This is a genomic window from Fulvivirga marina (assembly GCF_016775155.1).
GTDB classification, from domain to species: domain Bacteria; phylum Bacteroidota; class Bacteroidia; order Cytophagales; family Cyclobacteriaceae; genus Fulvivirga; species Fulvivirga marina.
This window is the reverse complement of the sequence record NZ_JAEUGD010000066.1, coordinates 182,702-208,833: the sequence shown is the minus strand read 5'-3', so window position 1 is coordinate 208,833 and position 26,132 is coordinate 182,702. Positions and strand designations below refer to the sequence as shown.

Here is a 26,132-nt window from a genome sequence, read left to right as displayed (position 1 = left end):
TATCATTAATATTGAAACTATAATAATTTAATGCCATGGCGGAGAAAAGTAGTGTATTTGATATGATTGGACCCGTAATGATTGGCCCGTCAAGTTCGCATACTGCCGGAGTGGTGCGAATAGCTCGTGCTGCGATTAGGGTACTGGGAGGGAAGCCTGAAAAGGCAATGATTACCTTTTATAATTCTTTTGCCCGTACATATGAAGGACACGGAAGTGATAAGGCTATAATAGCCGGATTGCTTGATTATAAAACAGATGATGAAAGAATTAGAAATTCATTTGATTTTGCAGAGAAGGAAGGCCTTGAATATACTTTTAAATCTGTAGGCAACGCTTCGGTTTATCACCCCAATACTATTAAGTTGAATCTCGAGAAGGACGGACGCAAGATCGAAGTAATAGGAGAGAGTAAGGGGGGAGGTGTGATTAATATTGCTGAGATTGATGGATTTAACGCTAATTTCTCAGCTAGTTTGCATACGCTTATACTTAAGGCTGACGACGTTAAAGGTAGTATTGCCTATATCGCTAATATTTTATCTCATGATAACTGTAACATTGCGACCATGTCAGTGTCTCGTAAAGGGAAGCATGATATAGCTTGCCAGGTAATAGAAATGGATAGTGGTTTAAAACCTATAACATTAGAATATATTCAAAGTCTAAATTGGATCAAAGAAGTAATTTATATCCCTGATATCGATTTATAAATATGATGAAAAGGAAAGCGGTAAAAGTATTAGTAATCTCCTTATTGTGTTCACTGGGGGCCTTTGCTCAAGATAAAAGCGAATGGACTTTACAGGAATGTATTGACTATGCTATGGAGAATAACCTGGATGTTAAAAGAAGCGTCCTGAGCGTTGAAAGTCAGGATATCAACTACAGTCAGTCTAAATTTTCCAGGCTACCCAATGTCAGTGCCAATGGCTCGTATGGTTATAGCTGGGGTAGATCTATCGACCCGACTACCAACTTATTTGTTGACAACCAAAGAATAGCCTCTGCAAATGCTAATGTTAGTGGTAGTGTCGTACTATTCAATGGTATGAGGGTTAATAATTCTATAAAGCAGTCGAGGCTTTCCTTTGAGTCTAGCCAAATGGACCTTGAAGCATCTAAAAATAGTGTTATACTCAATATAATTACATTTTATACCAATGTTCTTTTTGCGCGCGAGTTACTTGAAAATGCCCGTACGCAACTGAGCAGCACTGAGCAGCAAGTGGAGCTGACTAGTAAGCAGGTTGAAGTTGGTGCTTTGCCGAAGTCAAATCTTTTGGACTTGCAAGCTCAAAAAGCGACTAATGAACTTAATGTGGTAAATAGAGAGAATGACTACCTGATGGCTAAAATTCAATTGAAACAGGTACTTCAGCTTTCTCCTGATAGTGAAATTGAGATTGTTGTGCCTGAGCTTGATATAGAATCTGAGCCGGTAATGGAGCTTTCAGCAATAGAAATCTACAACATAGCTTTAAATTCCATGCCAGAGGTTCAGGGAGCTCAACTTAACTCTCAAAGTGCTGAAATCGGTGTTAGTGTAGCCAGAGGGGACCTTTATCCTACCTTTTCACTTCAAGGAGGACTTACAACCAGGTACTCTGATGCCTCTCAACTGCCTACAAGTCAATCACCTGTTTTTATAGCGAATCCCGTGAGTCCAAATTCCGGAGATGTACAGTTGTATCAATCAGTTACTTTTTTAAATGGCAACGACCTGCAAACAGTAAATATTCCTGCTACTACCAGCAGTGGCTATGAGACTATCGATTTTCAAACGCAGGTGGATGACAACCTGAGTAAATTTGTTAGCTTTAATGTTTCTATTCCTATTTTCAATGGGTTTTCAGCCAGGTCTGGTGTACAAAGGGCTATTATTACCAGAGAGCAGGCTCAGATCAATGAAAAAGATGTTAAATACAAACTTTGGACGAGCATAGAGCAATCTTATAATGACGTTACCGCAGCTATCAAATCTTACAATGCGTCATTAAAGCAAGTGCAGGCAAGAGAAGAGTCTTTTAGAGTGATGAAGCAGCGTTATGATATTGGAGCAGTCAATTTTACGGACTACCAAATAGCAGAAAATGATTTGTTTCAGGCTAAGTCTGATCTCTTAAGAGCTAAATACGACTACATTTTCAAACTGAAAATATTAGATTTTTATCAAGGTAAACCTTTAGATTTTTAAACTGATGTCAAAAAAAAGAAGATCCAATAAATGGTTATATTGGTTAATCGGTGCGTTTGGTGTTCTGGTTGTGATACTTATTGTCGGTAAGTATGCTGGCTGGATAGGCAAACCAAATGAAATTGAAGTAGAGATAGCCAAAGCTAAACAGCTTGCGATTACAGAAAAAGTCAGTGCTTCCGGTATGGTACAGCCTGTAGTGGAGGTTAAGCTTAGCCCTGAAGTATCAGGTGAGCTTATAGAGTTGAATGTTGAGGAAGGGGATTCTGTTCAGGCCAATCAGGTTCTTGCCAAAGTGCGACCTGATAATTTTGTAGCTGCAGTTGAGCAGTCCAAAGCTTCTCTAAACCAGCAGCGAGCCAACCTGGCTTCTTCAGAAGCAGCACTTCAGAGGGCTAAAGCCACATTCATTCGTGCAGAGCAGGAGTATCAGAGACAGGAAAAACTGTTCAAGGAAAATGTAATATCTGATTCCGAATGGGAGCAGGCGCAGCAAAACTTTGTTATTGCTGAAAACGATCTTAAGTCTGCTGAGAAATCTGTTGAAGCTGCAAGGTATATCGTACGTTCAAGTAAGGCTTCTTTGGATCAAACCCAGGAGAATTTACGTAGAACGGCTGTTACCTCACCTATGGGAGGGATAGTTTCTAAACTGAATGTAGAAAAAGGGGAGACTGTACTGGGTACGCAACAATTTCAGGGTACTGAAATCATGAGAATTGCTGATCTTAATAAAATGGAGGTAAGGGTAGATGTTAATGAAAACGATATCATTAGGGTTTCCCTTGGAGATACAGCGGTTATTGATGTAGATGCGTATAGCCATCTTGATAAGGAGTTTAAGGGAGTAGTTACTGCTATTGCAAACACGGCTAATGACAAGGCTTCTGCAGATGCTGTTACTGAGTTTGAAGTACGAATTAAAATTTTAAACTCATCATATAAAGACCTGATTGAAAACGGTAGCAGGTACCCTTTTCGTCCGGGTATGACGGCCAGTGTTGATATTGTTACCAACCGAAAGGAGAGTATTTTAACCGTTCCTCTTTCTGCAGTTACAACCAGAGACCCTAACAAGAAAAAATTTGGTAGTAAAGGAGATAAAGATGGTGAAGAAATAGCTAAAGCTGATGAAGAGAATACCGGGGCAGGTGCCAGGGATGATGTTAAAGAAGTAGTATTTGTTAACGAGGGTGGTACTGCCGTATTAAGACAGGTTAAAACTGGCATAAGTGACTATGAAAACATTGAAATACTTGAAGGTGTGAATGAAGGAGAGGAGATAATTTCAGGACCGTTCCTTGCCGTATCAAAAAGGCTGGAAGATGGAGATAAGATTAAGGTAGATGAGAAAAAGGAAGAAAAAAAAACTGAAGATAACAGTAGTATAGCTGAGGAGTAATGATAGCTATATTGATCATTTTAAAAAGCTGCATGGGAGTGCAGCTTTTTTTATGTACTCACTTTCTTACTAAAAGCCTTACCCTGGCCCTCGACAGGCCATTATATGGAATAGCAACTAACAAAACTAAACAGCGGCTTTACTAAACTTCTGAAAGTTTGGTAAAGCTTTACTGCTCCGAAGTATTGACAGAAGGTATACACCCACCCCCCTGCGGGTGCCTTCCTCAAGGGAGGATTTAGCGCAGAGCAAGGATTTGTTGTAGCAAAACAATGACGAAGTTTCCTTAAAAAACTTATTGAAGAATTATAATAGGATAGGTTTCACTACCCCAAATGTCCCCTTGAGGGGACTACAGGGGTGTTTTTCGCTTATTCAGTTTCGGCATTCAGGGAATCACCTCAAAACCCTGAGGAGCATGTATATAATCAAATAAATAACTATATAAGGAATAATATGATTTTAAATCTTCAGGATCTTCACCATGAGGCAGTCCACCATATATGTTGGTATTTAATAGCGCGTCATGGTTAACAAATAAGTAGTCGGGGTAATGATCACTTACTTTGCCTTTTACATCCGCCAGCCACTGTCTTTCATTGTCCGACATGTTTTGCTGCCCATACCACAGCAGTTTTACAGGAGCCACACCAGGTTCATTGTTAAATCTGTTAAAAGTGCCTTTTTCTTCAATAAAAGCCGTGTAGTAATTGGTTAGCAGTGATAAAGTGAGCCGAAGAGTTCGGGTGATGCTTACCTCGGCTTCGGTTTTTGAAAGTTCAATTCGAGCAACCAGATTAGGAAACTGAAGATAGCTATCATCATAGACCTCAAATTTGCCATTGCTTTGAAGTTCACTAATTAGTGATACCCAAGTATCATCTTCAATACTGGTTATTAAGTTATTGACTTTGTTTTCGAGGATACCTAACAAAAGCTTGTAGCCCGGGTATTCATGATTAAGGAGAGGACACCCAATAGGGTAATACTTGTGTACTTCCTGCAAAAGGTCAAGTTTAGTTTCCGGTTTCATTGTTCTTCCTGGCTAGAAAATTTTTCAAGGTACTGCTTTTTGGAGAAAAAAGAGATACTCCTTGTTAGACGATCATCGGGAGCTTTGGGCTGTAATGTATAAGCAATGCAAGGCTTTGGTATTTCAGTTTATCATGGTAACTCCACTAATAAGTATCTTTAAACTTCTCCAACATTTTTTCAACCCCCTCATCTTCGTTTAAAGGTATTAAAAGATATGATGTACCATATAGAACATGGTAGGAACTGTGTATTACCTCTACACAACCAAACTATTGGATAATACTATCAAATAAACCCCAAACAATAACATACCCACGGCACAAAGCAAAACCATCAACAATTGAGCATTTATATTCCTCCTAAGTTTAGCTATTAGAAGATATGTATTATAAAGTTCAACGGCAATAAGGATATACAGTATAGGAACATATACATTATCTTTTAAACTCAAAAAAAGTATGAGAAGAAAGGCTCCAATAATCAAAAAGGCTATAATTCTTTTCATTTTAAAAAGGTGGTTTTATGTCTGTAGGCTTTGGAGGACCAACAAAACCATCGCTGGACGAGGAACTCTGAGTGTGATAAATAACGCTATTTATCACACTCCCTTTAAGGTTATTATCTATACTACGATGTGTTGAATTCTTAGCCTCAATATTTATCGTCTTAGTTTTTTCTGGATTCTTCGCAGTTACTTTGTCACCCATAGGAAAAAAGTTTGTCTGATAATAATTAATGGCCGTTCCGACATTCTCAGAAATTTCAGTGTCACTGAAGTAATCAGCAATATCTAGAGTTATTAATGCATCAACCTTCAAATTACTATTTTCATTAACCATCTCCACCAAATTATCTCCACCTAAACTATGGCCTACTAATACTACTTTTCCTTCAGGACTCGCAGAGTTAAAATTAGATATACTTTTTGATATATCATTTTTTGTATTGCTACTATGCGAAGATGCAAAAACTGCAACTTGTGTGTCTTTTGATTCCAAAGAAGTTACACTTCCGATACCCGAGTAATCAATTCCACCGCCTATTTCTGGGCTATTTTGTGCTTGTGTTTTCCCATCACTTGGACTTGCTCCCCCGTAACCCTGAACCACAATTACAAGATTATTTATATCTTTCTTAAGAGACACTGCCTCCAAACCTTCCAATTCAATATGAGAAGTTACCTTGTTCTCACTAAATGCGTACGGACTGTTATAAACGTACTTTTCTGCCAACGGATCAACATTAAAGAACCTTCCTATATCTGGTTGGTGATTTCTCCATTTGAAAGAGTCCCAGTTAAGCCCCAGATCATCAATGTGTTCCTGCCCCTGGAATTTCCATTTATTCTCCTTGGCCGTGACTCTCTGGTAAGAGTTAAAGGTTAACCCAAAAGGATAGTAATCATCCTTCTGCACCACATTACTCTCCGTAAGCACCACATTCATATCATCAAAGAACACCGGCAATGGACTATCACTCTCATTGCTCAGGTAAATATAGGCAAAGCCTGTTTGGTCTACAATAACACCATTCAAGGTCACTAGCTCATGACTGTTGGCAGTTCCCGTGATTTGAGTATGCCCAAATTTGTAAGGGTTCATTTTTTCATCGAACAGGATGTAGTTCAGGTAGGCTGCGGGAACAGTACTTCCTGCATTGTTACCTGCTACCACCATACTATTTTCATGCGCACTGCTAAAAGCATCATAGGTAGACTGCTCATAGGTATTGCCACCATTTACTCCTCCAAAGGCTCCGGCCACGGCCATCAATACTGCATTGGCAGACTGTGGACTGCCATAGTCTCCTGCTTCGTAGTAGCTGTACACCTGCATGTCCAGCTTATCGCCGGGGCCTACGGGGATGCTCAGTGCGGCTCCGGCGGAGATCTGGTTGTTCAGTCCTATGACTTCATCGTCTCCTGTTACATGGATAGAGTCCTGCGTGGCATCTGCACTGGGGAATATTACCCGGGTGTTGTCTATGCCACTGTATAGTTGTTCTTCATCTGCTGCTGTTTCTGTCTCAAAGCGGGCTGGGAAATCGATCGTTTTCGGCTTCGTCGTGAAGGTCAGCCTTGTATTTCCCAAATGGTCTTTTAAATGGTACTGATATTCGAAGTCTCCTGTAATTTCATCGATCACTACTCGCCCTTCTTCATGTTGGATCATGGTCAGCTCTCCGTCTTCATAGATCAGCTCTCCGAAGTATCGGGTGCTTTTGGGGGCTTTGCCTTCTTCATAGACGATCTGTTCTTGTTTTACGCCTGTAGCGTCGTAGTGGTAGACGATGTAGTTGTTGGTGTCTTTCTCTACTCTTACGGGCAGGTTCAGGTGGTTGTAGGTGATGGTGATGCCTTTGTTCCTGTCTACGATCATGTTGCCATTGGCATCGTAATCGTAGTCATCTCCTGCGGTGTTTTTATCGGTGAAGCCTTCCCACCCTGCGGCATCACTGACGGCAGTCAGCTGGTTGCCTCCGTTGGCATAGTTGTAGGTCAGGGCATCTATGGTGCGCAGGTCTTCTGCTATGGACTGTCTGTTGAGGCTTTGGATGTTTCCGTTCAGGTCGTAGTTGATGTTATGTATGCTGTAGCCGCCTTGTGCTGATTGGGTGGTCCAGGTTTTGTTGGCCTGGGTTTTTCCTTGGGCATATTGGGCGGTTTTGATCCGGTTCATGGGGTCGTAGCTGTAGGTGTACAGTTTTTCCTCTGTATCTCCATGGGTTTTCCACTTGATGGCTGATATGTTGCCGTTGTATTGTTCTTTGTGGACTTGGGTGTTGTTGGTGGCTATGGAGGTTTGGGTTGTGGAGCTGATCACGGGGCTATAGCCGGAGTATTGTTGTCCGTTGGTTGCTCTTACCCGGTAATAATAAGTGGTGGCGCCGGTAAGGTTGCCTTCGCTGTATTCATGAGCTCCCCGGATGGTGGTGGCTACTCTTGCAAAGCCATTGGTTTCATTGAGTGATCTTTCTATCTCATAGCTTATGGTCGGGGCCTGGGCTGTCCAGGTGATGAGGTTTTTATCAAAGTCGGTTGCGATGGCCTGCACATTGGCGGGAATTTCCGGAGCTACGACGGCCTCGAAGGATATGGCTGTTCCTTTAATCTGTCCGTTGCTATGGTAAAGGCTAACGTCTACCATCAAGGGGCCGGTAGAGGGGGTTGTTGAGGTGTAATAAACTTCTCCATTCTTTTTGTAGGTTATGGTGGTTCCTGTCCTTTCTATGCGCAGGATGTCTCCATCTGTGATATCTCCTATACCATGTTTGTTCTGGCTTTGCTCACTGACTACGATGGTGTTGCCACTGCTGAGTTTGATGGCATAATCGATGTTATTGGTTGCATCGGTGCTGTTTTCGGTGAGGCCAAAGTAGCGTTCGTAGCCGGTGGCATAGGCTGTAAGTTCTGCCCAGCCATCGGTGCCGGCCGGAAGTATTTCTACGGAGGTGGCTCCGGCATTGTCGGTGCCCCAACCTGCGGTTTTGAGCAAGGCATTGTCTGCCTGTACTTCTACGCCTATTTTATCGGTCCAGGTAATCGGGAAGCCTGCTCTTGTGGTTTCCTCGGGGGTTACGGTCTGGGTATTGCTATAGGAGGAGTTGCCTCCTGGGTTGTAGGCATATACCCGGTAGGTATAGCTGAGGGCACTGGTTACGGTGGTATCGGTATAGCTGATGGTGTTGGGAGCCAGGTTAGCGACTTGTTCGTAGGCTCCCGCTCCGGTTTGTCGTTCGATGATAAAGCCGGCTTCGTCTTCGGCATTATCTGTCCATTGCAGGCTTACGCTGTTTGAGCTTAGCGTGGTGCTTTGCAGGGCTGTAGGGGCGTTCGGGGCTTCTACTGTAGCTGCGCCAAAGTTGAGGGTGCCGTTCCTGATTTCTCCATCGTTATGGTAAAGGCATACATCTACTCTGAGTGTTGTGGTTGACGCTATTTGTGAGGTGTAGAAGGTGGCTCCATTCTTTTTATAAGTTATGGTGGTATCGGTTCGTTCTACTCTTAGTACGTCTCCGGCTTCTATGCTTCCGTAGCCTCCGCGGGATACGCCGCTTTCCTGGATCACGATGGTATTGATGCTATTAATTTTGATAGCATAGTCGATGTTTTTGGTTGCATCGATGTTGTTTTGGGTCAATCCATAGTAGCGCTCGTACCCTGTGGGGTAGACGGTAAACTCAGCCCAACCATCGGTGTCTGCGGCTAATACTTCCGCAGATGCAGCGCCCCCATTGTCTGTTCCCCAGCCTCCGGTTTTGCGCAGGGTATTGTCTGCCTGCACTTCCACGCCTACCAGGTCGGTCCACGTGATGGGATTTTGGGCGTGGCCGCTATAACCACCAATGAATAGCAGGAATATCAGTATGTATTTTACTAAGCGGTTGCTTGTACTCTGGAGCTCTTTCATTTATTAGGTCTTGAACTGTGGTTTAAAAGCAGCAAATGCATAATGAAGGGGCAGTTTCAAATATATGATTAAATAATTATTTCAATAATTTTTATTTTGTTTTTCATCTTGCTTCTTGTTTATCAAGTAGTTGTACTGTTGTAGGGTATATAACCACTAGCAAGAACAAAGTCACTTCCCCATGGCCGTCCCCCGACAGGCCATAAAACAGGTGAGTTATCTTAAAAGACTTACTTAAAGTATGCTGCAATAGGATAGAGGCCACCGCACTAAATGTCCCCTTGAGGGGACTACGGAGGTGTTTTTCCACCTTCTAAGTTCAGTATATACTTACACCCCTCAATTCAACGGATAATTCACCGTATCCTTAATCATAGTTAATTTCTGCGCATCCATGAGTTGCTTCAACTGTTCTACATGACGTTTCATGCTGTAGTACATCAATTCGAAATTGTGCTCGTAGACCTTTATCAGGTTTGCTTTATGCATTAGCTCGTCAAGGCCATTTTCGTAGATCAAATTGGCGAAATCCATGTTGGTGCTTTTGTAGGTTTCTGCCAGCCGTGTGGTGTTCTTTATGAGTTCGTTCATGCCTTCGAGCAAGAGCCGGTACTGGTTTTGTGATTCCTCCCAAGAGGTAGTATTGTCTTTCATCATTCAAATGTTTCAGTAGCCACCGCCGGGAGGCACTTGCCCCTCCCGTTGGTGGCGTTCAACCTAAACCCAATTGAAACGGGTTGCTTTAAATATTATCCTCTGTTACAAAATCCATCACTATACTTCCTTTCCTGGCATACCTGTAGCTTTTTGACCTTTTGTCGAATATTACAGGAGCGCCAAAGTCATCTTTCAGCATCTTTAGCAGGTTAAATACCGTACGTTTGGATACATCAAGTTGTTTGGCGAAATCGTCAGCGTTGCCTATGTTCCCACTTTGAAGAAGACGATCGGTTTGTACTATTCTTTCGATTACCTTGCTTGACTTCATTTTGTGCTACTCAGAATATAAATGCCTATGCAGTCCCTTCAGGCAATTTGGGAGGTGCCATTACGCGCACCTCCCGTTGACCCGTCAACCTAAACCCAAATCAACAGGGCTGCCTTTACCAGAGCGGGACACGCTCAGCCATTAGTTTTTTACGAAACTGATAATTGATCTTTTCCCTTTTTAATAATTTCATTTCTTCTTCCAGCCCTTCTATAAGCCCCTGAAACCTGGCGCCATAGGAAGAGAGGTTGCCGTTTAACTCCTCCTTTAGCTCAGATTCTGCCAGCTGGCAGATGAAGTCGATATTGGCCTCAAACAGCTCTTGCGTTATGACTTCCATCTTCATGGCCAGAAGCTCCATGCTTTGTATCACAGTTTGATAATCCTTTACAGTAGGCATGTTTTTAAGTTTTGATTACTGCTCAGTGGGGCGAACTACTTTCAATTTTACCTATATAAAACTCCCGTTTTGTTTTGCCCCGGACCGTATTTCCAAATGGGTTACAGGCCAATGGCAAATTCAATGGTTTTATATATATTTGATCTTTATGTGATGCAAACAGCATACATGAATCATGTATTCATTTTGTTTACATTCATGTGTGTAAATATAATATTTTGTCAACAAATTGAAAACAATTACCGAAAGAATCTCGCACTTTAGGAAGAAAAATAATTTATCTCAAACTGAGCTTGGAGAACAGATGCAGGAGATCACGGGTCAATTGTTTACGCGCAGTGTAGTTTCTAATTATGAAAACGGCAGAAGGAAAATACCGGTAGACCTTATTCCTGTTCTGGCGAAAATATTCGGTATCACCACAGATGAATTATTCTATTCAGGTGAGGGGATGGAGAAGCCCCACGAATATAGCAGCAGCATTTCCGAACTTCAGGAACTTGCCCATAGTGATGCTAAAGCGGCTTTTGAAAAGTCGTTGATCCTGCTCAGGGAAAACAGCAATCAAATAAAAGAGCTTCAGGAGCAATTGAAAAACTCTGAAAAGGAGGTAGGCAAGTATCAAAAGAAACTTGAAGTGATGATAAATGCCTCTGACAAGCTTGCGGATACAATTAATGAGCTAAAAAGAGCCGCCCTGGAATAAATTAGTGTATAATGAAACTACTATAGGTCAAGGCAGCCACTTAAGATTGGCTGTCCCTGAGCATTTGTCTGATAGAATGCACCTGTTGGTTTAAGGCTAGTACCTCTTCTTCCAGCCTTTCGTGCAGCTTTTCTAGTTTGTTACTCTTTCTCTCTTGTTGATTTTTATAATTGCGATACATGATTAGTCTTTTCCTGTATTTATACAGCACAAACACCAACAAAAGCAGGCCAAGGGCAGCGCTTATGGCGTAAACGATATTCATTAAATCTGCTCGCTGTTCCTTTTGCAGTAACTCGTGCTTATACTTTTCTTCATTGTTCAAGTGCGTAATTTCAGCTTCCGCCATATCAACGCTTTGCTGCGCATACATGGAGGATATCAGCTCATTTTGCTCTTCCAGTAATTTATTCTTTTTATCCCGGATCAGGCTATATTTTTGGGAGGAAACCACCAGACCAGCAGCTCGGGCAGACGGGTTGTTGCTCAGCGTTTGCAGGGCTTCTAAAGCAGTACTGAGTTCTTCGGAGAGCAATTCTTTATCAGACACGGAAAGCTCCACCACCTGGTCATAATATTTTAGGGCAGCTTTGTAATCACCTTTGAGGGAGGCCAGTTCTGCCAAATAATTCAGGTTCGGCCGTTTATCGGCATCATCCAAAGCGGTTTTTATTTGCAGGGCTTCATTGAGCCATTTTTCGGCCTGACTGAGTTCGCCTGTATTCATATAGCTTTCCCCTATGTTACCATGTAGAAAGGCCTTTTCCAGTTCCTGATTATCGTTTAAATATGTCAGAGCTTTTTCATAGTTTTTTATAGCTTCATCAAACCTTTGTTGTCTGAAATATAGTTCACCGTACGAAGCATATGCATTATATATCCAAAATGATGATTCCAAAACAATACTGGCTTCTAGGCTTTTTGAAATATGGTATTCTGCCTTGTCAAATTCTTCCAAGGCTAAATACACTAAACTGAGGTTATCATATACCAGTGGCAGTTTCTGTTTTTCGTTCAGTTGAATATATATGTTTTCAGCTCTTTCATGATATTTTAGAGCTTCCAAAGGTCGTTCAGCCACTCTGTAGGCATTACCAATATTTGACGCCATCTTTGCCATTTTTAGAGAATCTTTTAATTGGCTATAGAGGTTCATTGCCAATTTATACGATTTGATAGCTTCTCCATTTTTGTCATTTTTTCTATTGAGATAACCGTGATTGTCATAGTACTTAGCTAAGTATTCTTTGTTATCTAATTCTATGGCTAGGGTTCTCAACTTTTCAAGTAGCTCAAAGGCTATTTTAGAGTCCTTATAGTGGTTTAGGTACTCTTGATAGGTGTGCTCTAAAGCTTCAATCTTGGCTGGGTCGTGGGTATAGATCTCGTCTTGAGTGCAGGCCGTGATAAACAGCATACTCAAGACCGCCAGAGTTGCAAGTCTCGGCATAATGCTAGGTAAATTATAGGTTGAAAAATAACTGTGATAATATCGAACAAAGATGTCGGTATTATCACAATTATCAAGGAGCATATACTTGGGAAACCTTACGTGCATTAGTATTTACCAAGTTTAATCATTTGGATCAATCGTCTTCCGGCCCTTGGTCATGTCCTTCATTTACACCTTCAGTGTTTAGTACATTATCGGTGTCGGGTATTATTTCTTCTTCCTGGCACGATGTAAAGGTTAATCCAAACATACCAAGCACGGCAATTAATGCAATTTTTTTGATTTTCATTTGTTTCCGAATTTAAAGGGTTTAGTTGTATTTTGGGTCATCAGGCAATTGAATAAGACCCTCACAAATTTAATGGTTTCTCAAATCATCGTCTCATGGTACTTTCATGGCAATGTTACGCTGGTAATGAATCAGTTAGACTTATATCGGTTACTATCAGACCACTAATGAGTTACCTCTGGCAAGTAAAAGAAATTTTATATAAACCGAGCCTGACCAATTGTACTGCAATAGAGGGATATGTAAAATTGCTTTCCTAAAGTGTCATTTTACAATAATACCTTACACGGAATTTTCAATAATAATCCGTCGATGCAACTAATTTGCATACATAAAAGCGTATAATTTCCTTTTTGTAATTTATATTCAACGGCTAAATTAATACGGTTGTGCAAACTCAATATTCCAATGCTCATCCGCTAAAAATACCCAAGGTTGGGTATTGACAGGGATACTACTGTAGAGTTACTTTTAGAATTGTTTACAAACGGAATTGTGGGGTTCGGAAAGGAGTGGGGTGTGTTGGGAAAGTTTTGTGTTGGTTATTGGTAGGAAGGGTTAAGTTGATAGTTGTTATGGCTGATTTGTAACTGCTTCTCTGTATTACCTTATTAACAAACAGGGAATTATGATCAAAAAGGTATGCTACAGAAAAATGTGCCTGAGCTTTGAAAACGATAAACCGCAATTATATGCAAATAGAGAAAATTGAGATAAAAAATTTCAGACTTTTAAAGAATGTCAGCCTTTCTTTACAAGACAAAACAACAGTTATTGTTGGTCGCAACAACTCTGGAAAAACATCATTAACTGAGATATTCAGGCGATTCACCAAAAGAGATAAATTCAAACTTGAAGATTTTAGTCTTGCTTGCCTTCCTTGTTTCTCAAAAGCTCTAAAGGCTAAATTGAAAAACAAGAATGACTCTCTAATAAGAAGATTGCTTCCAAGCATTGATATGTCTTTGTTGATAAACTACGCAGATAATAAAGATGATTATGGAGTATTGAGCAATTTCATCATTGATTTGGATGAGAAGGTAACAAAGACTAAAATCAAAATATCTTACAGCTTACAAGATGGAAAGATTGATAGTTTTTTTTCAGACTTGAAGGATGAAAATGACCCTAGCCTATTAGATGTAATCAAAGAGCGAATACCTCAATATTATGATTTTGAAATTCTTGCAATTGATACACAAGACCCTGAAAATACTTCAAAGACAGATTTAGAAAATTTCAAACGCTCAATTCGAACAGATTTTATTAATGCTCAACGTTGGTTAGATGATGAGACAATAAAAGAAAATGATGTTTTAGGAAAAGTACTAAGCAGCATTTTCAGTAACGCTTCCAAAGAATCTGCACCGGAAGAAATGCAGCAAAAATCCAAAGAACTGGATGATGTTGTAAAACAAATACAAACACAGGTTGATTCCGACTTCAATACTAAAGTTCAGGCTTTAATTCCTGCACTTGAAATTATGGGCTACCCTGGTTTAAGTGACCCTAAATTCACGACTAAAACATCATTTGATGCTAAAACAATAATTGAGAAAAACACAAAGCTACTTTACGAAAAAAACCATGGAATACACCTTCCCGAGACATATAACGGATTAGGTTCAAGAAATCTAATATTTATCTTATTTCATTTATTTGATTATTTCAGACAGTTCCAGTCTGATGAGATACAGCCCAAAAATCATATCATTTTTATTGAAGAGCCCGAAGCACACCTTCATCCTCAAATGCAAGAGGTATTTATTCGGAAACTATATGAAATAGCAGATACCTTTTCAAAACTGTTAAACAAAAGTCAAAGTTGGCCAGTTCAATTTATAGTAACCACACATTCCACACATATTGCAAATGAAGCTGATTTTGATTCGATACGTTACTTTCTAACAAAAGGAGAAGATGAACTTCAGACGTTTATTAAAGACCTCAATGAAGAATTCAGCAAACCTAAAAACGAAGCTGATAAAAACTTTATTCATAAATATTTGACCCTCACTAAATGCGACTTATTCTTTGCAGATAAAGCCATTATGATTGAAGGACCAACTGAAAGAATTCTAATGCCGGAATTCATCAAAAAAATAGATAAAGGCAATCTATCCAGTCAATTTATTTCTACTGTAGAAATTGGTGGTGCGTATGCACATCATTTCTATAATTTCTTAGATTTTTTGGAGCTAAAGACTTTAATCATAACCGATCTCGATTCAACTAAATCAGAGCAAACAGAAAAAGGAAAGAGATACAAAGCATTCCCTGTTTTTGAAGGCGAGAAATCAAGCAATACCGGAATAATTAAGTGGTTTAAATACAAGGATGACAAAGGTAAGGATGAAGAAAATATTGATTTAACTGAAATACGATCTAAGAAACCTAAAGATAAAATTCAAGGAACAAGGAGAATAGCCTATCAAATAGATGAAGAACCAAGAGAGTGTTGTGGAAGAAGTTTTGAAGATGCTTTTATCATTGCCAATCCAACACTTTTTGGCATTAGCGAAACCAAGGGGGATGCTTTAGCAAATGAAGCTTATGAGGTTGCTCAAAAGTATAATACAAAAAAGACAGATTTTGCTATAAAATACGCCTATGAGGTAACGGATTGGGACACTCCTCTGTATATCAAGGAAGGGTTAAATTGGTTATCGGAGACAGAATCAAATAAAGTATTAAGCACCGACATTGTAAAATAAGACCCTTATGAGTAATCCAGCTATAAAAGCATCAGAAGAAACATTAAAAAAAATATTTACTGCATTAGATGAGGGAGGTTCATTTCGTGTTGAAGCTGGAGCTGGTGCAGGTAAGACATATTCCTTAATCGAAGCTTTAAAACATCTGATAAAATTGAAGTCTCTAACACTTCAAAAAAGCTTTCAAAAAATTGCATGTATAACCTATACTAATATTGCTACAGAAGAGATTAGAAGTAGAATTGACAACCATCCATCCGTTTTCGTTGATACAATTCATGGATTTTGCTGGTCAATTTTGCAGGGGTTTCAATCCCAAATGAGTGAACTAATTCAAACATTAGGTGATGATAAGCTTAATGAAAAAATTGCTGAAGCAGGAGGACTAAAAAAACAAAAAGTTAAATACGATTTAGGTTATCGTGCAGCAACAGAGAAAGAAATCTCGATCCATCATGACACTGTAATACAACTTTTCACAGTCCTTTTATCTAAAGAAAAATTCAGAAATATTCTGAAAAATCAATACCCTATAATATTCATTGATGAATATCAAGACACCAATGAGGAATTAGGTAAAACCATCATCTCAAATTTGATAGAATCTAATACTAATATACAAATTGGATTATTTGGCGATCATTGGCAAAAGATATATGAAAAAGGAATAGGGCAAATGGTATCTGGAAAGGTCGAGGAAATTGGAAAAAATGCAAATTTTCGATCTGAGAAGAAAATAGTTGAATTATTGAATAGAATGCGTCCAAATCTTCCTCAAATGGAAAAAGACCCAACTTCTGTAGGAGAGATTAAAGTATACCATACAAATAATTGGACAGGTACAAGAAGGGATGGAAAAGGTGGAGGACATTGGACAGGGGATTTACCTGAATCGCAAGCCGGTAATTATTTTAGGAAAGTTAAAGACCAATTAATTCATGAAGGCTGGGAGTTTACACCTGAAAAAACTAAAATATTGATGCTTACTAATTCCGTTCTTGCAAGGGAACAAGGCTATGCTAACCTTGCTAAGGTTTTTAGGTATTCCGATGATTACCTGAAAATGCAAGATAAATACATTGACTTTTTTGTAAATATTATAGAACCTGTTTCGGAACATTTTAGCAAGAAGAAATATGGAGAAATGCTAAAAGCAATAGGAATTAGAACTCCAAGGTTGAAAAACCATGACGATAAAAGAAATTGGAATGAAAGCCTTGATAAACTAATCTCAACAAGAAACACAGGTACTATTGGAGATGTTATTGATTGTTTAGCTGAAACTAAAAAACCTCGTTTATCTGCTAAAATTGAAGAATCTGAACAGAAATTCTCTTCACTTAAGGATTTAACAGAATTTGAGGATGAAGCAGATGAAAAACTTGTTTCACGAATCAAGAAGCTCAAATCTGTTCAATACTCAGAGGTAATAGAACTTGCTAAATACATTAATGACAAAACCCCATTTTCAACCAACCATGGTGTAAAAGGGGCTCAATTTGAAAATGTCTTGGTTGTTTGTGGTAGAGGGTGGAATAAATACAATTGGAGCCAGTTTCTTACTTGGGAAAACGATGGAGTTCCTGCTGATAAGAAAGAAGCTTTTGAACGAAACCGGAACCTTTTTTATGTTTCTTGTTCCAGACCTAAGAAAAGGTTAGCTGTTTTGTTTACACAAGAATTGTCTGGTCCAGCTATGGCAACATTAAATAAGTGGTTTTTGCCAGAAAATATTTATTCAATTTAGTTCTACGATATATGAATGAGGTACATATACTATCTCCATAAATATCGTTATCTCCGTATGATGTCATATCTACTACCTTGCGGCAGAGTCTCTTGCAAAACTTGCAAAGGACTCTGCGTTAATCAAGGCTTCCCTGCTAGAGCGAGGAAGAAAGATATTTTTGTGTAAAATGCACTAAACTTTGTCTGTATGTGGTGTTCATGGAATAGAACAATCTATTGAAAAAACTCGTTATCTTTGTACTATGATTGCAACAAAAGCTCCCATTGGCGAAATAATAAATTACATCCATAAGAATCCAACTCCTTATGGAACAGAGAACTTATTTAAAAAAATTGAGTCCTTAATGGATTTAATAGTTATTCGAACGAAAAAAAAAGGAGTTAATAAAGCTTTAGACTCTTTGATGGACGATCTTTTTAAACTTAGGTTTGAAGTAATCGACAACCACGAACTAGTTGGGTCTGTATTTGAGCAACTTAGTGATCTTATTGAAGATAGAATTGAAAAACAGTACAGTAAGTCAACTGATCATAAAGATTTAGAATATGCCTTTGTTAATGCTATTGATATATATGGTAAAATTGCAAGTTCGATTATTGAAAAGGTTTCAAACAACCCATTTGTTGCAATAAACAACTTGTCTTCCTTTGAGTACGGCAATATAGAAACGTTATTGAAGAGCTTGCCAGGACAAGACTCTCAAATCATATTATCTTATCTCAAGTCTTCAATTGTCCTAGACTATTCTTTTATTGTTTCCGAATTAATTTTTGACGGTGAATTACATATAAATAAAACTGAAATAAGCCGATTATATTCGTTATTGAAAAATTCAATTGAGGAATTTGCGGTTTATTCTAATGTGTTTAAGCTATGGAGCCCAGATGAATCTGATGAGTCACAATGGATGCGCAACATTAAGATCAGAATTAGTGTCTTTGAAGCAATTTTGAATACAAAGCACTCGTCTTCTGATGAGCTCAAGAAAGTATTAGCTGCATAATGGATTTTGGACTTACTGATCAATTTAAAAAAGACTTTGCCAAATTGAAATCAGAAAATCAGAAGTTTTCAAGTAAGGTGATGGAACTTATAATAGCTATTGAAAGCGCTTCTAATCACTTAGATGGAATTGGACAGCCAGAGCTTTTGAAAGGAAACCAGGCAGGTTGTTACTCTAGACGAATCAATCAAAAACACCGACTAATTTACTTGTATTCTTCTAAAGAAAAGGTTGAATTAATTTCTTGTTATGGTCATTATAGTGACAAATAAGAATAATAGTCTCTTGCAAAGGCCCATCTCAATCAAGGTACGAACGGAATAGTAGCACCTCACTATTGCCACATTTATCCAACCAAAACGCGAAAGTTTGATCATCTTCCCTCTATTGTTTTCAAAATAGCTTTAATTTGCACCGCAGTTGCTATCTGCTTCAGTGTGATAGCAAACAAGTATTAGTAAAAACTTTATATCGGCGCATTATTGGCAGACCCTGTTAAAATTTCCGGAGTAATTATTACCTATAACGAAGAACGTAATATTGAGGCTTGCATCAGTTCGATGATTGATATCGTTGATGAGGTGGTTGTTGTTGATTCGTATAGTAAAGATCAGACAGAGGAAATCTGTAAAAGGCTGGGGGTTAAATTTGTTCAGCATGCCTTTGAGGGGCATATCGAGCAGAAGAATTATGCCATGAACCAGGCATCTTACGACCATATACTCTCTCTGGATGCTGATGAGCGGGTGTCGGAAAAAATGAAAGCGTCGATTCAGGCTGTGAAGGATAACTGGCAGGCAGATGGCTACATATTTAACCGTTTTAATAACTACTGTGGAGCCTGGCTCAGGCGCTCATGGTATCCTGATAAAAAGTTGAGACTTTGGGACAGGAGAAAAGGGCAGTGGGGAGGTACCAACCCTCACGATAAGGTAATCGTTTCAGGAAAAACGGAGAAGTTAAAAGGAGATATCCTTCACTACGCATACGAGAACCTGGAAGAGCACTACGAGCAAATAAAGAAGTTTGCCATCATAGCGGCGCACGCCAAATTTGAAAAAGGGAAAAAGGCAAACTTTATTTTTCATGTGATCCTTAGCCCGCTGTATAAGTTTTTTAGAAAGTATGTACTCAGGCTGGGCTTTCTGGATGGGTATTATGGATTTATATTTAGTGGACTAACGGCCTATCTGAACTTTATGAAGTATTTGAGACTTTGGGAGTTAAACCGTAACCAAAAGAGAAGATGAACAGGGATTTGAAGATATCGGTGATCATGGCAACCTACAACATGCCGGAGTGGCTTGAAAAGGTTATTATCGGATATGAGAACCAAACCTATAAGAACTTTGAAGTGATCATTGCCGATGACGGGTCGGGAGAAGAGACGAAAAGGGTCATTGATCAGGCAAAAGAAAGAGCAATCATTAAAATAACTCACCTCTGGCATGAAGATGAGGGGTATAGGAGACAAACCATCCTCAATACTGCCATCATGGAGGCTAAAAATGAATACATTCTGTTTACAGATGGAGATTGTATTCCCAGGAAGGACTTTGTAGAGATCCACGCCCAATTTGCGGAGAAAGGACGCTTCCTTTCCGGTGGGTATTGTAAGCTGCCGATGGACCTGAGCGAGCAGATCAGCAAGGAAGATATACAAACACAGCGTTGCTTTGAGGTGAAATGGCTCAAGGACAATGGCCTGAAAGGAGCCTCTCAGCTAAGAAAATTAGGAGCTCAGGGAAAGTGGGCGGATTTTCTGGATTTTATCACACCGGCAAATGCATCATTTAATAACTGTAATACCTCCGCATGGAGAGAGGACCTGATCGCTGTAAATGGTTACGATGAACGCATGAGGTATGGCGGCCCGGATAGAGAAATAGGCGAGCGTTTGGAGAATAAGGGTATAAAAGGAAAGCAGATCAGGCACAGAGCCATTTGTGTGCATCTTGATCATGCCCGGGGCTATAAGACTAAAGAATCGCTCGAGCGTAACCTTGAGATCAGAAGGAACACCAGGAAAACTGGCGTGGTGAAAACTCCCTACGGAATAGAAAAACTTAACGGATGAAAATTTTAATTGTTTTTGATAAGCCCATACCGGTAGCCAAGTATGGAGGTATACAACGTATTGTCTGGTGGTTAGGAAAAGAATTGGTGAGACAAGGTCACAAAGTCATCTTTCTTGTGGGTGAAGGTTCTACCTGTCCATTTGCTGAAGTTAAAATATATGATCCTGAAAAGCCCCTGAGTGTGCAGATCCCTGATGAGGTTGATTTGGTACACTCCTATATTCCCGTAATGGAGGAGCTTAACAAGCCTTACCTGGTGCATATGGAGTCAAACACCAAGAAACCGGAGTATGATATCAATACCGTGTTTGTTTCAAGAAACCATGCAGAAAGGCATCACGCTACCTGCTATGTGCATAACGGGTTAGACCCTGAAGACTATGGTCGACCAGCCTTTAATAAGAAAAACTACCTTCACTTTCTGGGGAAAGCAGCCTGGAGGGTGAAAAATGTTAAAGGGGCAATAGAAGTGGCTCAGAAGAGTGGAAACAAACTACATGTAATAGGAGGCTCGCGGGTCAATTTCCATATGGGCTTTCGATTTACCGTTGACCCAAACATGCGTTTTCACGGTATGATCGGAGGGGAGAAGAAGAACAAAGTCATGCAGGAGTCAAAAGGACTTTTATTCCCGGTGATATGGCATGAACCTTTTGGGATAGCCATAACGGAAAGTATGTACTTCGGATGCCCCGTTTTTGCAACACCCTATGGTTCTATACCAGAAATTGTTGACGCAGATTCAGGCTTTTTGACGGCGAATAAAGAAGAAATGATCAATTACCTGAAAGATCCTGCAGACTTTGATTACAAGCGTATCCACGATCGTGTTATGGAGTATTTTTCTATTACCCCAATGGCTAATTCATTTCTTAAATTATATGAGAAGATCATGAATGGGGAGACCTTAAATGCTTCCAAACCATACTTTGAAAAGGATAGTGAACCGAAGTTCCTTCCTTTTGCCTGATGGCGATACACACAAGATAATAGTTTTGAGTGTTGATTAAGAATAGTCGAATTAAGGCTTTTACTCAAGTTGTAGCTTCAAAATTCCCTTTTCCATGTCGGAGAGGTCATATGCATAAAAGTGTGGAGCGGCCTCCTTCTTGAGGTATTACTACAGCTGGTGCTATGGAGCAGTCAAGCTTTACCAAACTTTCTTAAGTTTAGTAAAACCGTAATTTGGCTTTGTTTGCTACTGTTTTAAACAAAAAGATCCAATAGGAAAGACGCCTGCTAGAGCAGGATAGATGATTAAGACTTGAAAAGCACCTGTTGTAGCCAGGCGAATAACTCCATGAGCCAGGCTACACCTACATGGATGATAACACCTCCAAAAATACTACGACTCTCATAGGCGATTACACCCAGTATATAACCTCCGAAAATTGAGCTGATGGCTTCGCCTTCCGGTTTGCCAAAATGTAAAAAGCAGTAGGTCACCACCATGGGAACCACTACATTTCTACCCATAAGTGAGGCCATACCTAAAATCATGAACCCTCGAAACACCAGCTCTATGGTTAGAAAGTTCCACCCATAGGCCAGTTCATAAATAATAGCAGGTATCCATTCTGCAAGGCCAAGGTAGTTAGGGGCAGGGTTAGCCTTATAGATCGGATAAAAGTTGTTAAAGTTGTCAATAAATGATGCAGCGATCAGCAAAGGCACCATAACGAGCAGAAGGAATACGTATGGTTTGTAATCGAAGCCTTTTAAGGTAAGTCCGTAAAAGCTTTCCAGTTTGTGATCCAACGCCTTGTAGACTATCCATAAAGGAATAATAGTGGTAAATATGTTGACCAGGTTTTTAGAGACCTTTTTAGCCCAATAGTGAAGCTGGTAACTTAACTCCTGGTTAATGAGTATTTCGTGGTAGTGGAATGCAGCATCCAGTGCAAGTACTGTCAGTACAGCTGCACTTTTGATCCAGAAGGTGCTGTTTAGTAATAGGGCCTTGTCTTTTTTGAAGAAGACCATGATGAGCACTGCCGAATAATAGGCAAACCCATAAAAAAGAAAGTAGTAAAGTATCCTTATGCTTTTGCCATGGTAACTGTCTATGACGGAGTCCTCAAAGTCATGGTAGTAATTGAAAATAAGACTAAACGTAAGGAAAGTTGCAATAGCGCCATAGTATCCCCAGCTGAAATCTTCTTTAAGGTGTTCTTTCAGGTAAGCAATTATCTTCTTCAAAGGGCAAATAGTTAAAAGGAGAGGAGGGCTTGATAAACCTTATGAACCGGGAGACCTACTACATTAAAAAAAGATCCTTCTATCTTATCAATGCCTACCATACCTATCCATTCCTGGATGCCGTAGGCTCCGGCTTTATCGTATGGGCTGTAGTTGGTGATATAGTAATCAATCTCTTCTTCTGTCAGGCTTTTAAAATAGACCAGTGTGGTGTCATCCAGGGTTACTTCTTTCTCTTTACTTTTGATACATACACCCGTAATTACCTCATGTTTTTTACCTGAGAGAGCTGTAAGCATGCGTTTTGCATCTTCATAGTTTTGAGGTTTTCCCAGTATCTCATCATTAAGCTTTACAATAGTATCAGCAGTGAGTAGTACTTCATTTTGATGGTCAATTTTGTATGCAGCACCTTTTTTCGAAGCCAGGTACTTGGCTACCTCTTCAGGGGGAGTTCCTTCAGGGTAGGACTCATCCACTTCTTTAGTTCTTACTTTAAACTCAAAACCAGCATGTCGCAGCAGTTCCTGACGGCGAGGAGAGTTAGAAGCAAGAATAAGGTGGCGATTGAAATTCATCATTTTTAATAGAGCTAAATAAGAAACCACAGATTACTTTAGGGTAAAAATAGGTTGATTTTTGAGGCATAAGATAGCCACTGTAGCATACTTTTTTTACTTCTTGCATGGTGATTTCATTGGTGATGATAGCCATTTGGGCCTCATCCCGAATTACCTTGGCAAGACAATCGCTAAAGCTACGGTCAAATTCTATATTTTCGGAGGAGCGTTGATCTTTGCCTGGTACCCCGAGTATCTTCTCTATAATGAAGTAATGCATTACCGTCAGATCCAGTCTTTTTACTTCATCTGAGAAGTTCCACTTCAAGGTTGAGATCTTCTCAGGCTTTAGTCTCACTTTGTAAGCATTGTCTTTAAAAAGTAGTCCAAAGGCCCACTGTTTGCCCAGTATGATCTCATTGATATTATAGGCATCTTCAACAGGTTTGATGATGAAGTCTTCGCTGAACTTTGCCATGAGTTCTTTTTCATCAAAATCACCTATGTTTTTTATTACACGGTGTGTAGGCAAAATTCTCAGGTCATCAGCTTCAGTGTTGGTCAGGAACATCAGGTGATAGTTGTATCCTTCATCTCCTTTGCGCCCTTCCTGTTGCATCATTTTCTTCCGATACATCAGAGAACCCTCGTATCTGTGATGCCCGTCAGCCAGTATAATCTTTTTATCGTCAATTACTTCAAGGAATTTTTTAATGATCTCAGCGTCATGGATTACGCTGAGTACATCTCTTACACCCTGGTAGTCCTCTGTTTCAAATAATGGATGCTTCATACTTTCATCCATATATTTCTCTAGCTCAAAGTCTTTATCAGTGTACAAGCCGTGGGTAGGGCTTACATTTAATTGTGTTTTGTCGAGAAGTTCAATGCGATCATTTACAGCCTTTGGAATAGTGTTTTCATGTCGGAGAATTACCTCTTCATCCCAGTCGTAAGCTTTAATATTACAGATAAAGCCTTTTCTGCAATACTCTTTGTGGCTTCCCGGTAAGGTGAAATATTGATAGTATACATAAATTCCGTAAATAGGATCTTGCTCTATAATACCATCATCTTTCCATTTTTGAAGCAATAAAGCAGCATCGTCTGCGGCATTTTCGCCTCTTGGCACTGACAGGTGTATACTATTATATGGGTTCTGATATAATTTCTCCCTTTGTCGGGAGGATACTACATCAAAGAGGGGCGACGTGAGCTCTTCAATTTTGGGGGTTAACTCACTATTATAACGCCACGCCCTTAAAGGTTTTATCTCGGCCATTGGTTGATTAATTTCTAATTCCTAGCTCGTTGTTTCCATTTACTTTTTGAGTTGGAATTAGATGTATTTTGGGTTTTATCTTGTTTTGTATTGTTAAGGAGCATTGCAGCCAGAGCTACAGCAATCTTTTGTTCCTCAGTTTGTTCAGTTGTTTCTAGCTTGTCCGGAGAAAAGTGCCTTTCTACAAAAGTTGTATCAAAATTACCCGAGGTAAAAGCCTCATGGTTGAGTACAAATTTTCCGAATTCCAGCGTGGTTTCAATTCCACTTATTTCATATTCCTCGATTGCCCTTAGCATCCTTTGTATGGCAGCGGGTCTATCTTCTGCGTATACTGTAAGTTTGGCAATCATAGGATCATAATAGATAGGTATATCCATACCTTGTTCAAAACCATCATCAACACGTACGCCAGGGCCCTCAGGTCTTTTATAGATATTTAACCTCCCGATATCCGGAAGGAAGTTGTTCTTAGGGTCCTCAGCATATACTCTTAGCTCCAAAGCATGACCACTAAAAGTAAGGTCATCCTGTTTAAACTTAAGTTCTTGTCCTTCTGCAATCCTTATTTGCTCTTTGACCAGGTCTATCCCTGTAATTTCTTCTGTAACGGGGTGCTCTACCTGCAGGCGGGTATTCATCTCCAGGAAGTAGAAATTGAGCTTATCATCTACAATGAACTCGACTGTGCCGGCTCCATAGTAATTACAAGCCTTGGCAACGCCAACTGCGGCTTTACCCATTGCTTCTCTTACTTCTGGTGTTAGAACTGATGAGGGGGCCTCTTCAATTACCTTTTGGTGGCGTCTTTGTATAGAACATTCTCTTTCAAAAAGGTGAACAATATTACCATGTTGGTCACCCAGTATCTGAAATTCTATATGCCGCGGAGAAGTAACAAACTTCTCAATAAATACTGATCCATCGCCAAAAGCAGATTTTGCCTCGCTAATGGCTCTTTTCATTTGCTCTTCAAACTCAGCTTCTTTGGTTACTATCCTCATACCTTTACCACCACCACCGGCACTGGCTTTAATGAGAATGGGGTAGCCGATATCTGCGGCAATACTTTTAGCTTCGGAGATGTCGTCAATAGCCTTTTCAGTACCAGGCACCAGCGGCACATCATATTTTGCTACAGCTGCTTTTGCAGCCAGTTTGCTTCCCATGGTTTCTATGGCTTCAGGGGAGGGGCCAATGAAGATGATATCATTTTCTGTAACCAATTGGGCAAATTCTGCATTTTCAGAAAGAAATCCGTATCCGGGATGTATGGCATTCACACCCAGGTCTTTACATGCTTTAATGATTTTATCACTGCGCAAATAAGACTCCGCCGAAGCAGCAGGTCCCAGACATATAGCTTCATCTGCATGTCTTACATGCAGCGCGTTACGATCGGCCTCACTGAACACAGCGACGGTTTTTATGCCCATTTCGCGCGCAGATCTGATGATTCGTAGTGCAATTTCGCCACGGTTGGCGATCAGTATTTTCTGGATTTTCTTCATGTCAAATGGCCTCAAAAATGAATCACAATGCTAATTAAATATTTGTTATTTACGAAATTGAGGGCGCATTAAAAATAAACACGCCTTTTTGACAAGACCATTATTAATGTTAGATTTGTGTGCTTTTTATAAAGTATAAGACGTTTTATAATAAAA

Annotated in this window: 22 protein-coding genes; 11 read left to right on the top strand and 11 right to left on the bottom strand. The window is 39.8% G+C overall.

The genetic code is table 11. From position 1 onward, the window contains the following. Positions 1-35: 35 nt before the first annotated feature. Genes sdaAB through JMN32_RS21830 form a run of 3 tightly spaced genes read left to right on the top strand, consistent with a single transcriptional unit; the run spans position 36 to position 3,599 of the window. Positions 36-713 (top strand): L-serine ammonia-lyase, iron-sulfur-dependent subunit beta, encoded by a 678-nt coding sequence (sdaAB, locus tag JMN32_RS21840; RefSeq protein ID WP_202858508.1) that lies wholly within the window; start codon positions 36-38, stop codon positions 711-713. Between the two features lie 2 nt (positions 714-715). Further along, positions 716-2,197 (top strand): TolC family protein, encoded by a 1,482-nt coding sequence (locus JMN32_RS21835; protein ID WP_202858507.1) that lies wholly within the window; start codon positions 716-718, stop codon positions 2,195-2,197. Between the two features lie 4 nt (positions 2,198-2,201). Further along, on the top strand, positions 2,202-3,599 hold the full coding sequence (locus JMN32_RS21830) for an efflux RND transporter periplasmic adaptor subunit (RefSeq protein WP_202858506.1): 1,398 nt from the start codon (positions 2,202-2,204) through the stop codon (positions 3,597-3,599). A gap of 388 nt (positions 3,600-3,987) precedes the next feature. Here the strand turns inward: JMN32_RS21830 and JMN32_RS21825 are convergent, their stop codons facing one another. The 5 genes from JMN32_RS21825 to JMN32_RS21805 all read right to left on the bottom strand — a co-directional run bounded on the left by JMN32_RS21825 (position 3,988) and on the right by JMN32_RS21805 (position 10,431). Then, positions 3,988-4,632 carry a hypothetical protein gene (locus JMN32_RS21825; protein ID WP_202858505.1) on the bottom strand — a complete coding sequence of 215 codons (645 nt, stop codon included), beginning with the start codon at positions 4,630-4,632 and terminating at the stop codon, positions 3,988-3,990. A gap of 508 nt (positions 4,633-5,140) precedes the next feature. Next, positions 5,141-9,043 carry an RHS repeat protein gene (locus JMN32_RS21820; protein ID WP_202858504.1) on the bottom strand — a complete coding sequence of 1,301 codons (3,903 nt, stop codon included), beginning with the start codon at positions 9,041-9,043 and terminating at the stop codon, positions 5,141-5,143. A gap of 339 nt (positions 9,044-9,382) precedes the next feature. Further along, on the bottom strand, positions 9,383-9,700 hold the full coding sequence (locus tag JMN32_RS21815) for a hypothetical protein (RefSeq protein WP_202858503.1): 318 nt from the start codon (positions 9,698-9,700) through the stop codon (positions 9,383-9,385). A gap of 85 nt (positions 9,701-9,785) precedes the next feature. Further along, positions 9,786-10,031, bottom strand: coding sequence for a hypothetical protein (locus JMN32_RS21810; RefSeq protein ID WP_202858502.1), 246 nt, complete (start codon positions 10,029-10,031; stop codon positions 9,786-9,788). Positions 10,032-10,146: 115 nt separating this feature from the next. Further along, positions 10,147-10,431: a hypothetical protein gene (locus tag JMN32_RS21805; protein ID WP_202858501.1), complete on the bottom strand. Its 285-nt coding sequence runs from the start codon at positions 10,429-10,431 to the stop codon at positions 10,147-10,149. Between the two features lie 229 nt (positions 10,432-10,660). Here JMN32_RS21805 and JMN32_RS21800 point away from each other — a divergent pair, with 229 nt between their 5' ends. Next, positions 10,661-11,137 carry a helix-turn-helix domain-containing protein gene (locus tag JMN32_RS21800; protein WP_202858500.1) on the top strand — a complete coding sequence of 159 codons (477 nt, stop codon included), beginning with the start codon at positions 10,661-10,663 and terminating at the stop codon, positions 11,135-11,137. A 40-nt stretch (positions 11,138-11,177) separates the two neighbouring features. Here the strand turns inward: JMN32_RS21800 and JMN32_RS21795 are convergent, their stop codons facing one another. Both JMN32_RS21795 and JMN32_RS21790 read right to left on the bottom strand, forming a co-directional pair. Further along, positions 11,178-12,587, bottom strand: a complete 1,410-nt coding sequence (locus tag JMN32_RS21795) for a tetratricopeptide repeat protein (protein ID WP_202858499.1) — start codon at positions 12,585-12,587, stop codon at positions 11,178-11,180. Positions 12,588-12,723: 136 nt separating this feature from the next. Continuing rightward, positions 12,724-12,879: a hypothetical protein gene (locus JMN32_RS21790; RefSeq protein WP_202858498.1), complete on the bottom strand. Its 156-nt coding sequence runs from the start codon at positions 12,877-12,879 to the stop codon at positions 12,724-12,726. A gap of 692 nt (positions 12,880-13,571) precedes the next feature. Here JMN32_RS21790 and JMN32_RS21785 point away from each other — a divergent pair. The 7 genes from JMN32_RS21785 to JMN32_RS21755 all read left to right on the top strand — a co-directional run bounded on the left by JMN32_RS21785 (position 13,572) and on the right by JMN32_RS21755 (position 21,394). After that, positions 13,572-15,593, top strand: a complete 2,022-nt coding sequence (locus JMN32_RS21785) for an ATP-dependent nuclease (RefSeq protein ID WP_202858497.1) — start codon at positions 13,572-13,574, stop codon at positions 15,591-15,593. A gap of 7 nt (positions 15,594-15,600) precedes the next feature. After that, positions 15,601-17,340 carry a UvrD-helicase domain-containing protein gene (locus JMN32_RS21780; RefSeq protein WP_202858496.1) on the top strand — a complete coding sequence of 580 codons (1,740 nt, stop codon included), beginning with the start codon at positions 15,601-15,603 and terminating at the stop codon, positions 17,338-17,340. Positions 17,341-17,584: 244 nt separating this feature from the next. Continuing rightward, entirely contained in the window at positions 17,585-18,346 is a 762-nt protein-coding gene (locus JMN32_RS21775) for a hypothetical protein (protein WP_202858495.1), read from the top strand. Then, complete coding sequence (locus JMN32_RS21770) at positions 18,346-18,618, top strand: Txe/YoeB family addiction module toxin (protein ID WP_202858494.1); 273 nt, start codon at positions 18,346-18,348, stop codon at positions 18,616-18,618. Before JMN32_RS21775 ends, JMN32_RS21770 begins: the two co-directional genes overlap by 1 nt. A 210-nt stretch (positions 18,619-18,828) precedes the next feature. Then, positions 18,829-19,596, top strand: a complete 768-nt coding sequence (locus tag JMN32_RS21765; RefSeq protein ID WP_202858493.1) for a glycosyltransferase family 2 protein — start codon at positions 18,829-18,831, stop codon at positions 19,594-19,596. Then, positions 19,593-20,423 (top strand): glycosyltransferase family 2 protein, encoded by an 831-nt coding sequence (locus JMN32_RS21760; protein ID WP_202858492.1) that lies wholly within the window; start codon positions 19,593-19,595, stop codon positions 20,421-20,423. The genes JMN32_RS21765 and JMN32_RS21760 overlap by 4 nt, the downstream gene beginning before the upstream one ends. Continuing rightward, positions 20,420-21,394, top strand: a complete 975-nt coding sequence (locus tag JMN32_RS21755; RefSeq protein WP_202858491.1) for a glycosyltransferase — start codon at positions 20,420-20,422, stop codon at positions 21,392-21,394. The genes JMN32_RS21760 and JMN32_RS21755 overlap by 4 nt, the downstream gene beginning before the upstream one ends. A gap of 287 nt (positions 21,395-21,681) precedes the next feature. Here JMN32_RS21755 and JMN32_RS21750 read toward each other — a convergent pair whose 3' ends face one another. The 4 genes from JMN32_RS21750 to accC are packed head-to-tail and all read right to left on the bottom strand — an operon-like array spanning position 21,682 to position 25,976. Then, positions 21,682-22,623, bottom strand: coding sequence for a CPBP family intramembrane metalloprotease (locus JMN32_RS21750; protein ID WP_202858490.1), 942 nt, complete (start codon positions 22,621-22,623; stop codon positions 21,682-21,684). Between the two features lie 11 nt (positions 22,624-22,634). Continuing rightward, positions 22,635-23,204 carry a Maf family nucleotide pyrophosphatase gene (locus JMN32_RS21745; RefSeq protein WP_238354582.1) on the bottom strand — a complete coding sequence of 190 codons (570 nt, stop codon included), beginning with the start codon at positions 23,202-23,204 and terminating at the stop codon, positions 22,635-22,637. Further along, the gene (locus tag JMN32_RS21740; protein ID WP_202858489.1) at positions 23,167-24,465 is read right to left on the bottom strand and encodes a DUF1015 domain-containing protein; all 1,299 of its coding nucleotides are present in this window, start codon (positions 24,463-24,465) and stop codon (positions 23,167-23,169) included. The genes JMN32_RS21745 and JMN32_RS21740 overlap by 38 nt, the downstream gene beginning before the upstream one ends. Positions 24,466-24,479: 14 nt before the next feature. Next, positions 24,480-25,976, bottom strand: coding sequence for an acetyl-CoA carboxylase biotin carboxylase subunit (accC, locus tag JMN32_RS21735; protein WP_202858488.1), 1,497 nt, complete (start codon positions 25,974-25,976; stop codon positions 24,480-24,482). Between the last annotated feature and the right edge of the window lie 156 nt (positions 25,977-26,132).

Excerpts from the sequence above, each read along its gene's own strand:
- JMN32_RS21815 (WP_202858503.1), bottom strand. The coding sequence starts at position 9,700 with ATGATGAAAGACAATACTACCTCTTGGGAGGAATCACAAAACCAGTAC.
- JMN32_RS21775 (WP_202858495.1), top strand. The coding sequence starts at position 17,585 with ATGATTGCAACAAAAGCTCCCATTGGCGAAATAATAAATTACATCCAT.
- JMN32_RS21755 (WP_202858491.1), top strand. The coding sequence starts at position 20,420 with ATGAAAATTTTAATTGTTTTTGATAAGCCCATACCGGTAGCCAAGTAT.
- JMN32_RS21780 (WP_202858496.1), top strand. The coding sequence starts at position 15,601 with ATGAGTAATCCAGCTATAAAAGCATCAGAAGAAACATTAAAAAAAATA.
- JMN32_RS21740 (WP_202858489.1), bottom strand. The coding sequence starts at position 24,465 with ATGGCCGAGATAAAACCTTTAAGGGCGTGGCGTTATAATAGTGAGTTA.
- JMN32_RS21810 (WP_202858502.1), bottom strand. The coding sequence starts at position 10,031 with ATGAAGTCAAGCAAGGTAATCGAAAGAATAGTACAAACCGATCGTCTT.
- JMN32_RS21820 (WP_202858504.1), bottom strand. The coding sequence starts at position 9,043 with ATGAAAGAGCTCCAGAGTACAAGCAACCGCTTAGTAAAATACATACTG.
- JMN32_RS21785 (WP_202858497.1), top strand. The coding sequence starts at position 13,572 with ATGCAAATAGAGAAAATTGAGATAAAAAATTTCAGACTTTTAAAGAAT.
- JMN32_RS21825 (WP_202858505.1), bottom strand. The coding sequence starts at position 4,632 with ATGAAACCGGAAACTAAACTTGACCTTTTGCAGGAAGTACACAAGTAT.
- accC (WP_202858488.1), bottom strand. The coding sequence starts at position 25,976 with ATGAAGAAAATCCAGAAAATACTGATCGCCAACCGTGGCGAAATTGCA.
- JMN32_RS21795 (WP_202858499.1), bottom strand. The coding sequence starts at position 12,587 with ATGCCGAGACTTGCAACTCTGGCGGTCTTGAGTATGCTGTTTATCACG.
- JMN32_RS21760 (WP_202858492.1), top strand. The coding sequence starts at position 19,593 with ATGAACAGGGATTTGAAGATATCGGTGATCATGGCAACCTACAACATG.
- JMN32_RS21805 (WP_202858501.1), bottom strand. The coding sequence starts at position 10,431 with ATGCCTACTGTAAAGGATTATCAAACTGTGATACAAAGCATGGAGCTT.
- sdaAB (WP_202858508.1), top strand. The coding sequence starts at position 36 with ATGGCGGAGAAAAGTAGTGTATTTGATATGATTGGACCCGTAATGATT.
- JMN32_RS21830 (WP_202858506.1), top strand. The coding sequence starts at position 2,202 with ATGTCAAAAAAAAGAAGATCCAATAAATGGTTATATTGGTTAATCGGT.
- JMN32_RS21770 (WP_202858494.1), top strand. The coding sequence starts at position 18,346 with ATGGATTTTGGACTTACTGATCAATTTAAAAAAGACTTTGCCAAATTG.
- JMN32_RS21745 (WP_238354582.1), bottom strand. The coding sequence starts at position 23,204 with ATGATGAATTTCAATCGCCACCTTATTCTTGCTTCTAACTCTCCTCGC.
- JMN32_RS21835 (WP_202858507.1), top strand. The coding sequence starts at position 716 with ATGATGAAAAGGAAAGCGGTAAAAGTATTAGTAATCTCCTTATTGTGT.
- JMN32_RS21790 (WP_202858498.1), bottom strand. The coding sequence starts at position 12,879 with ATGAAAATCAAAAAAATTGCATTAATTGCCGTGCTTGGTATGTTTGGA.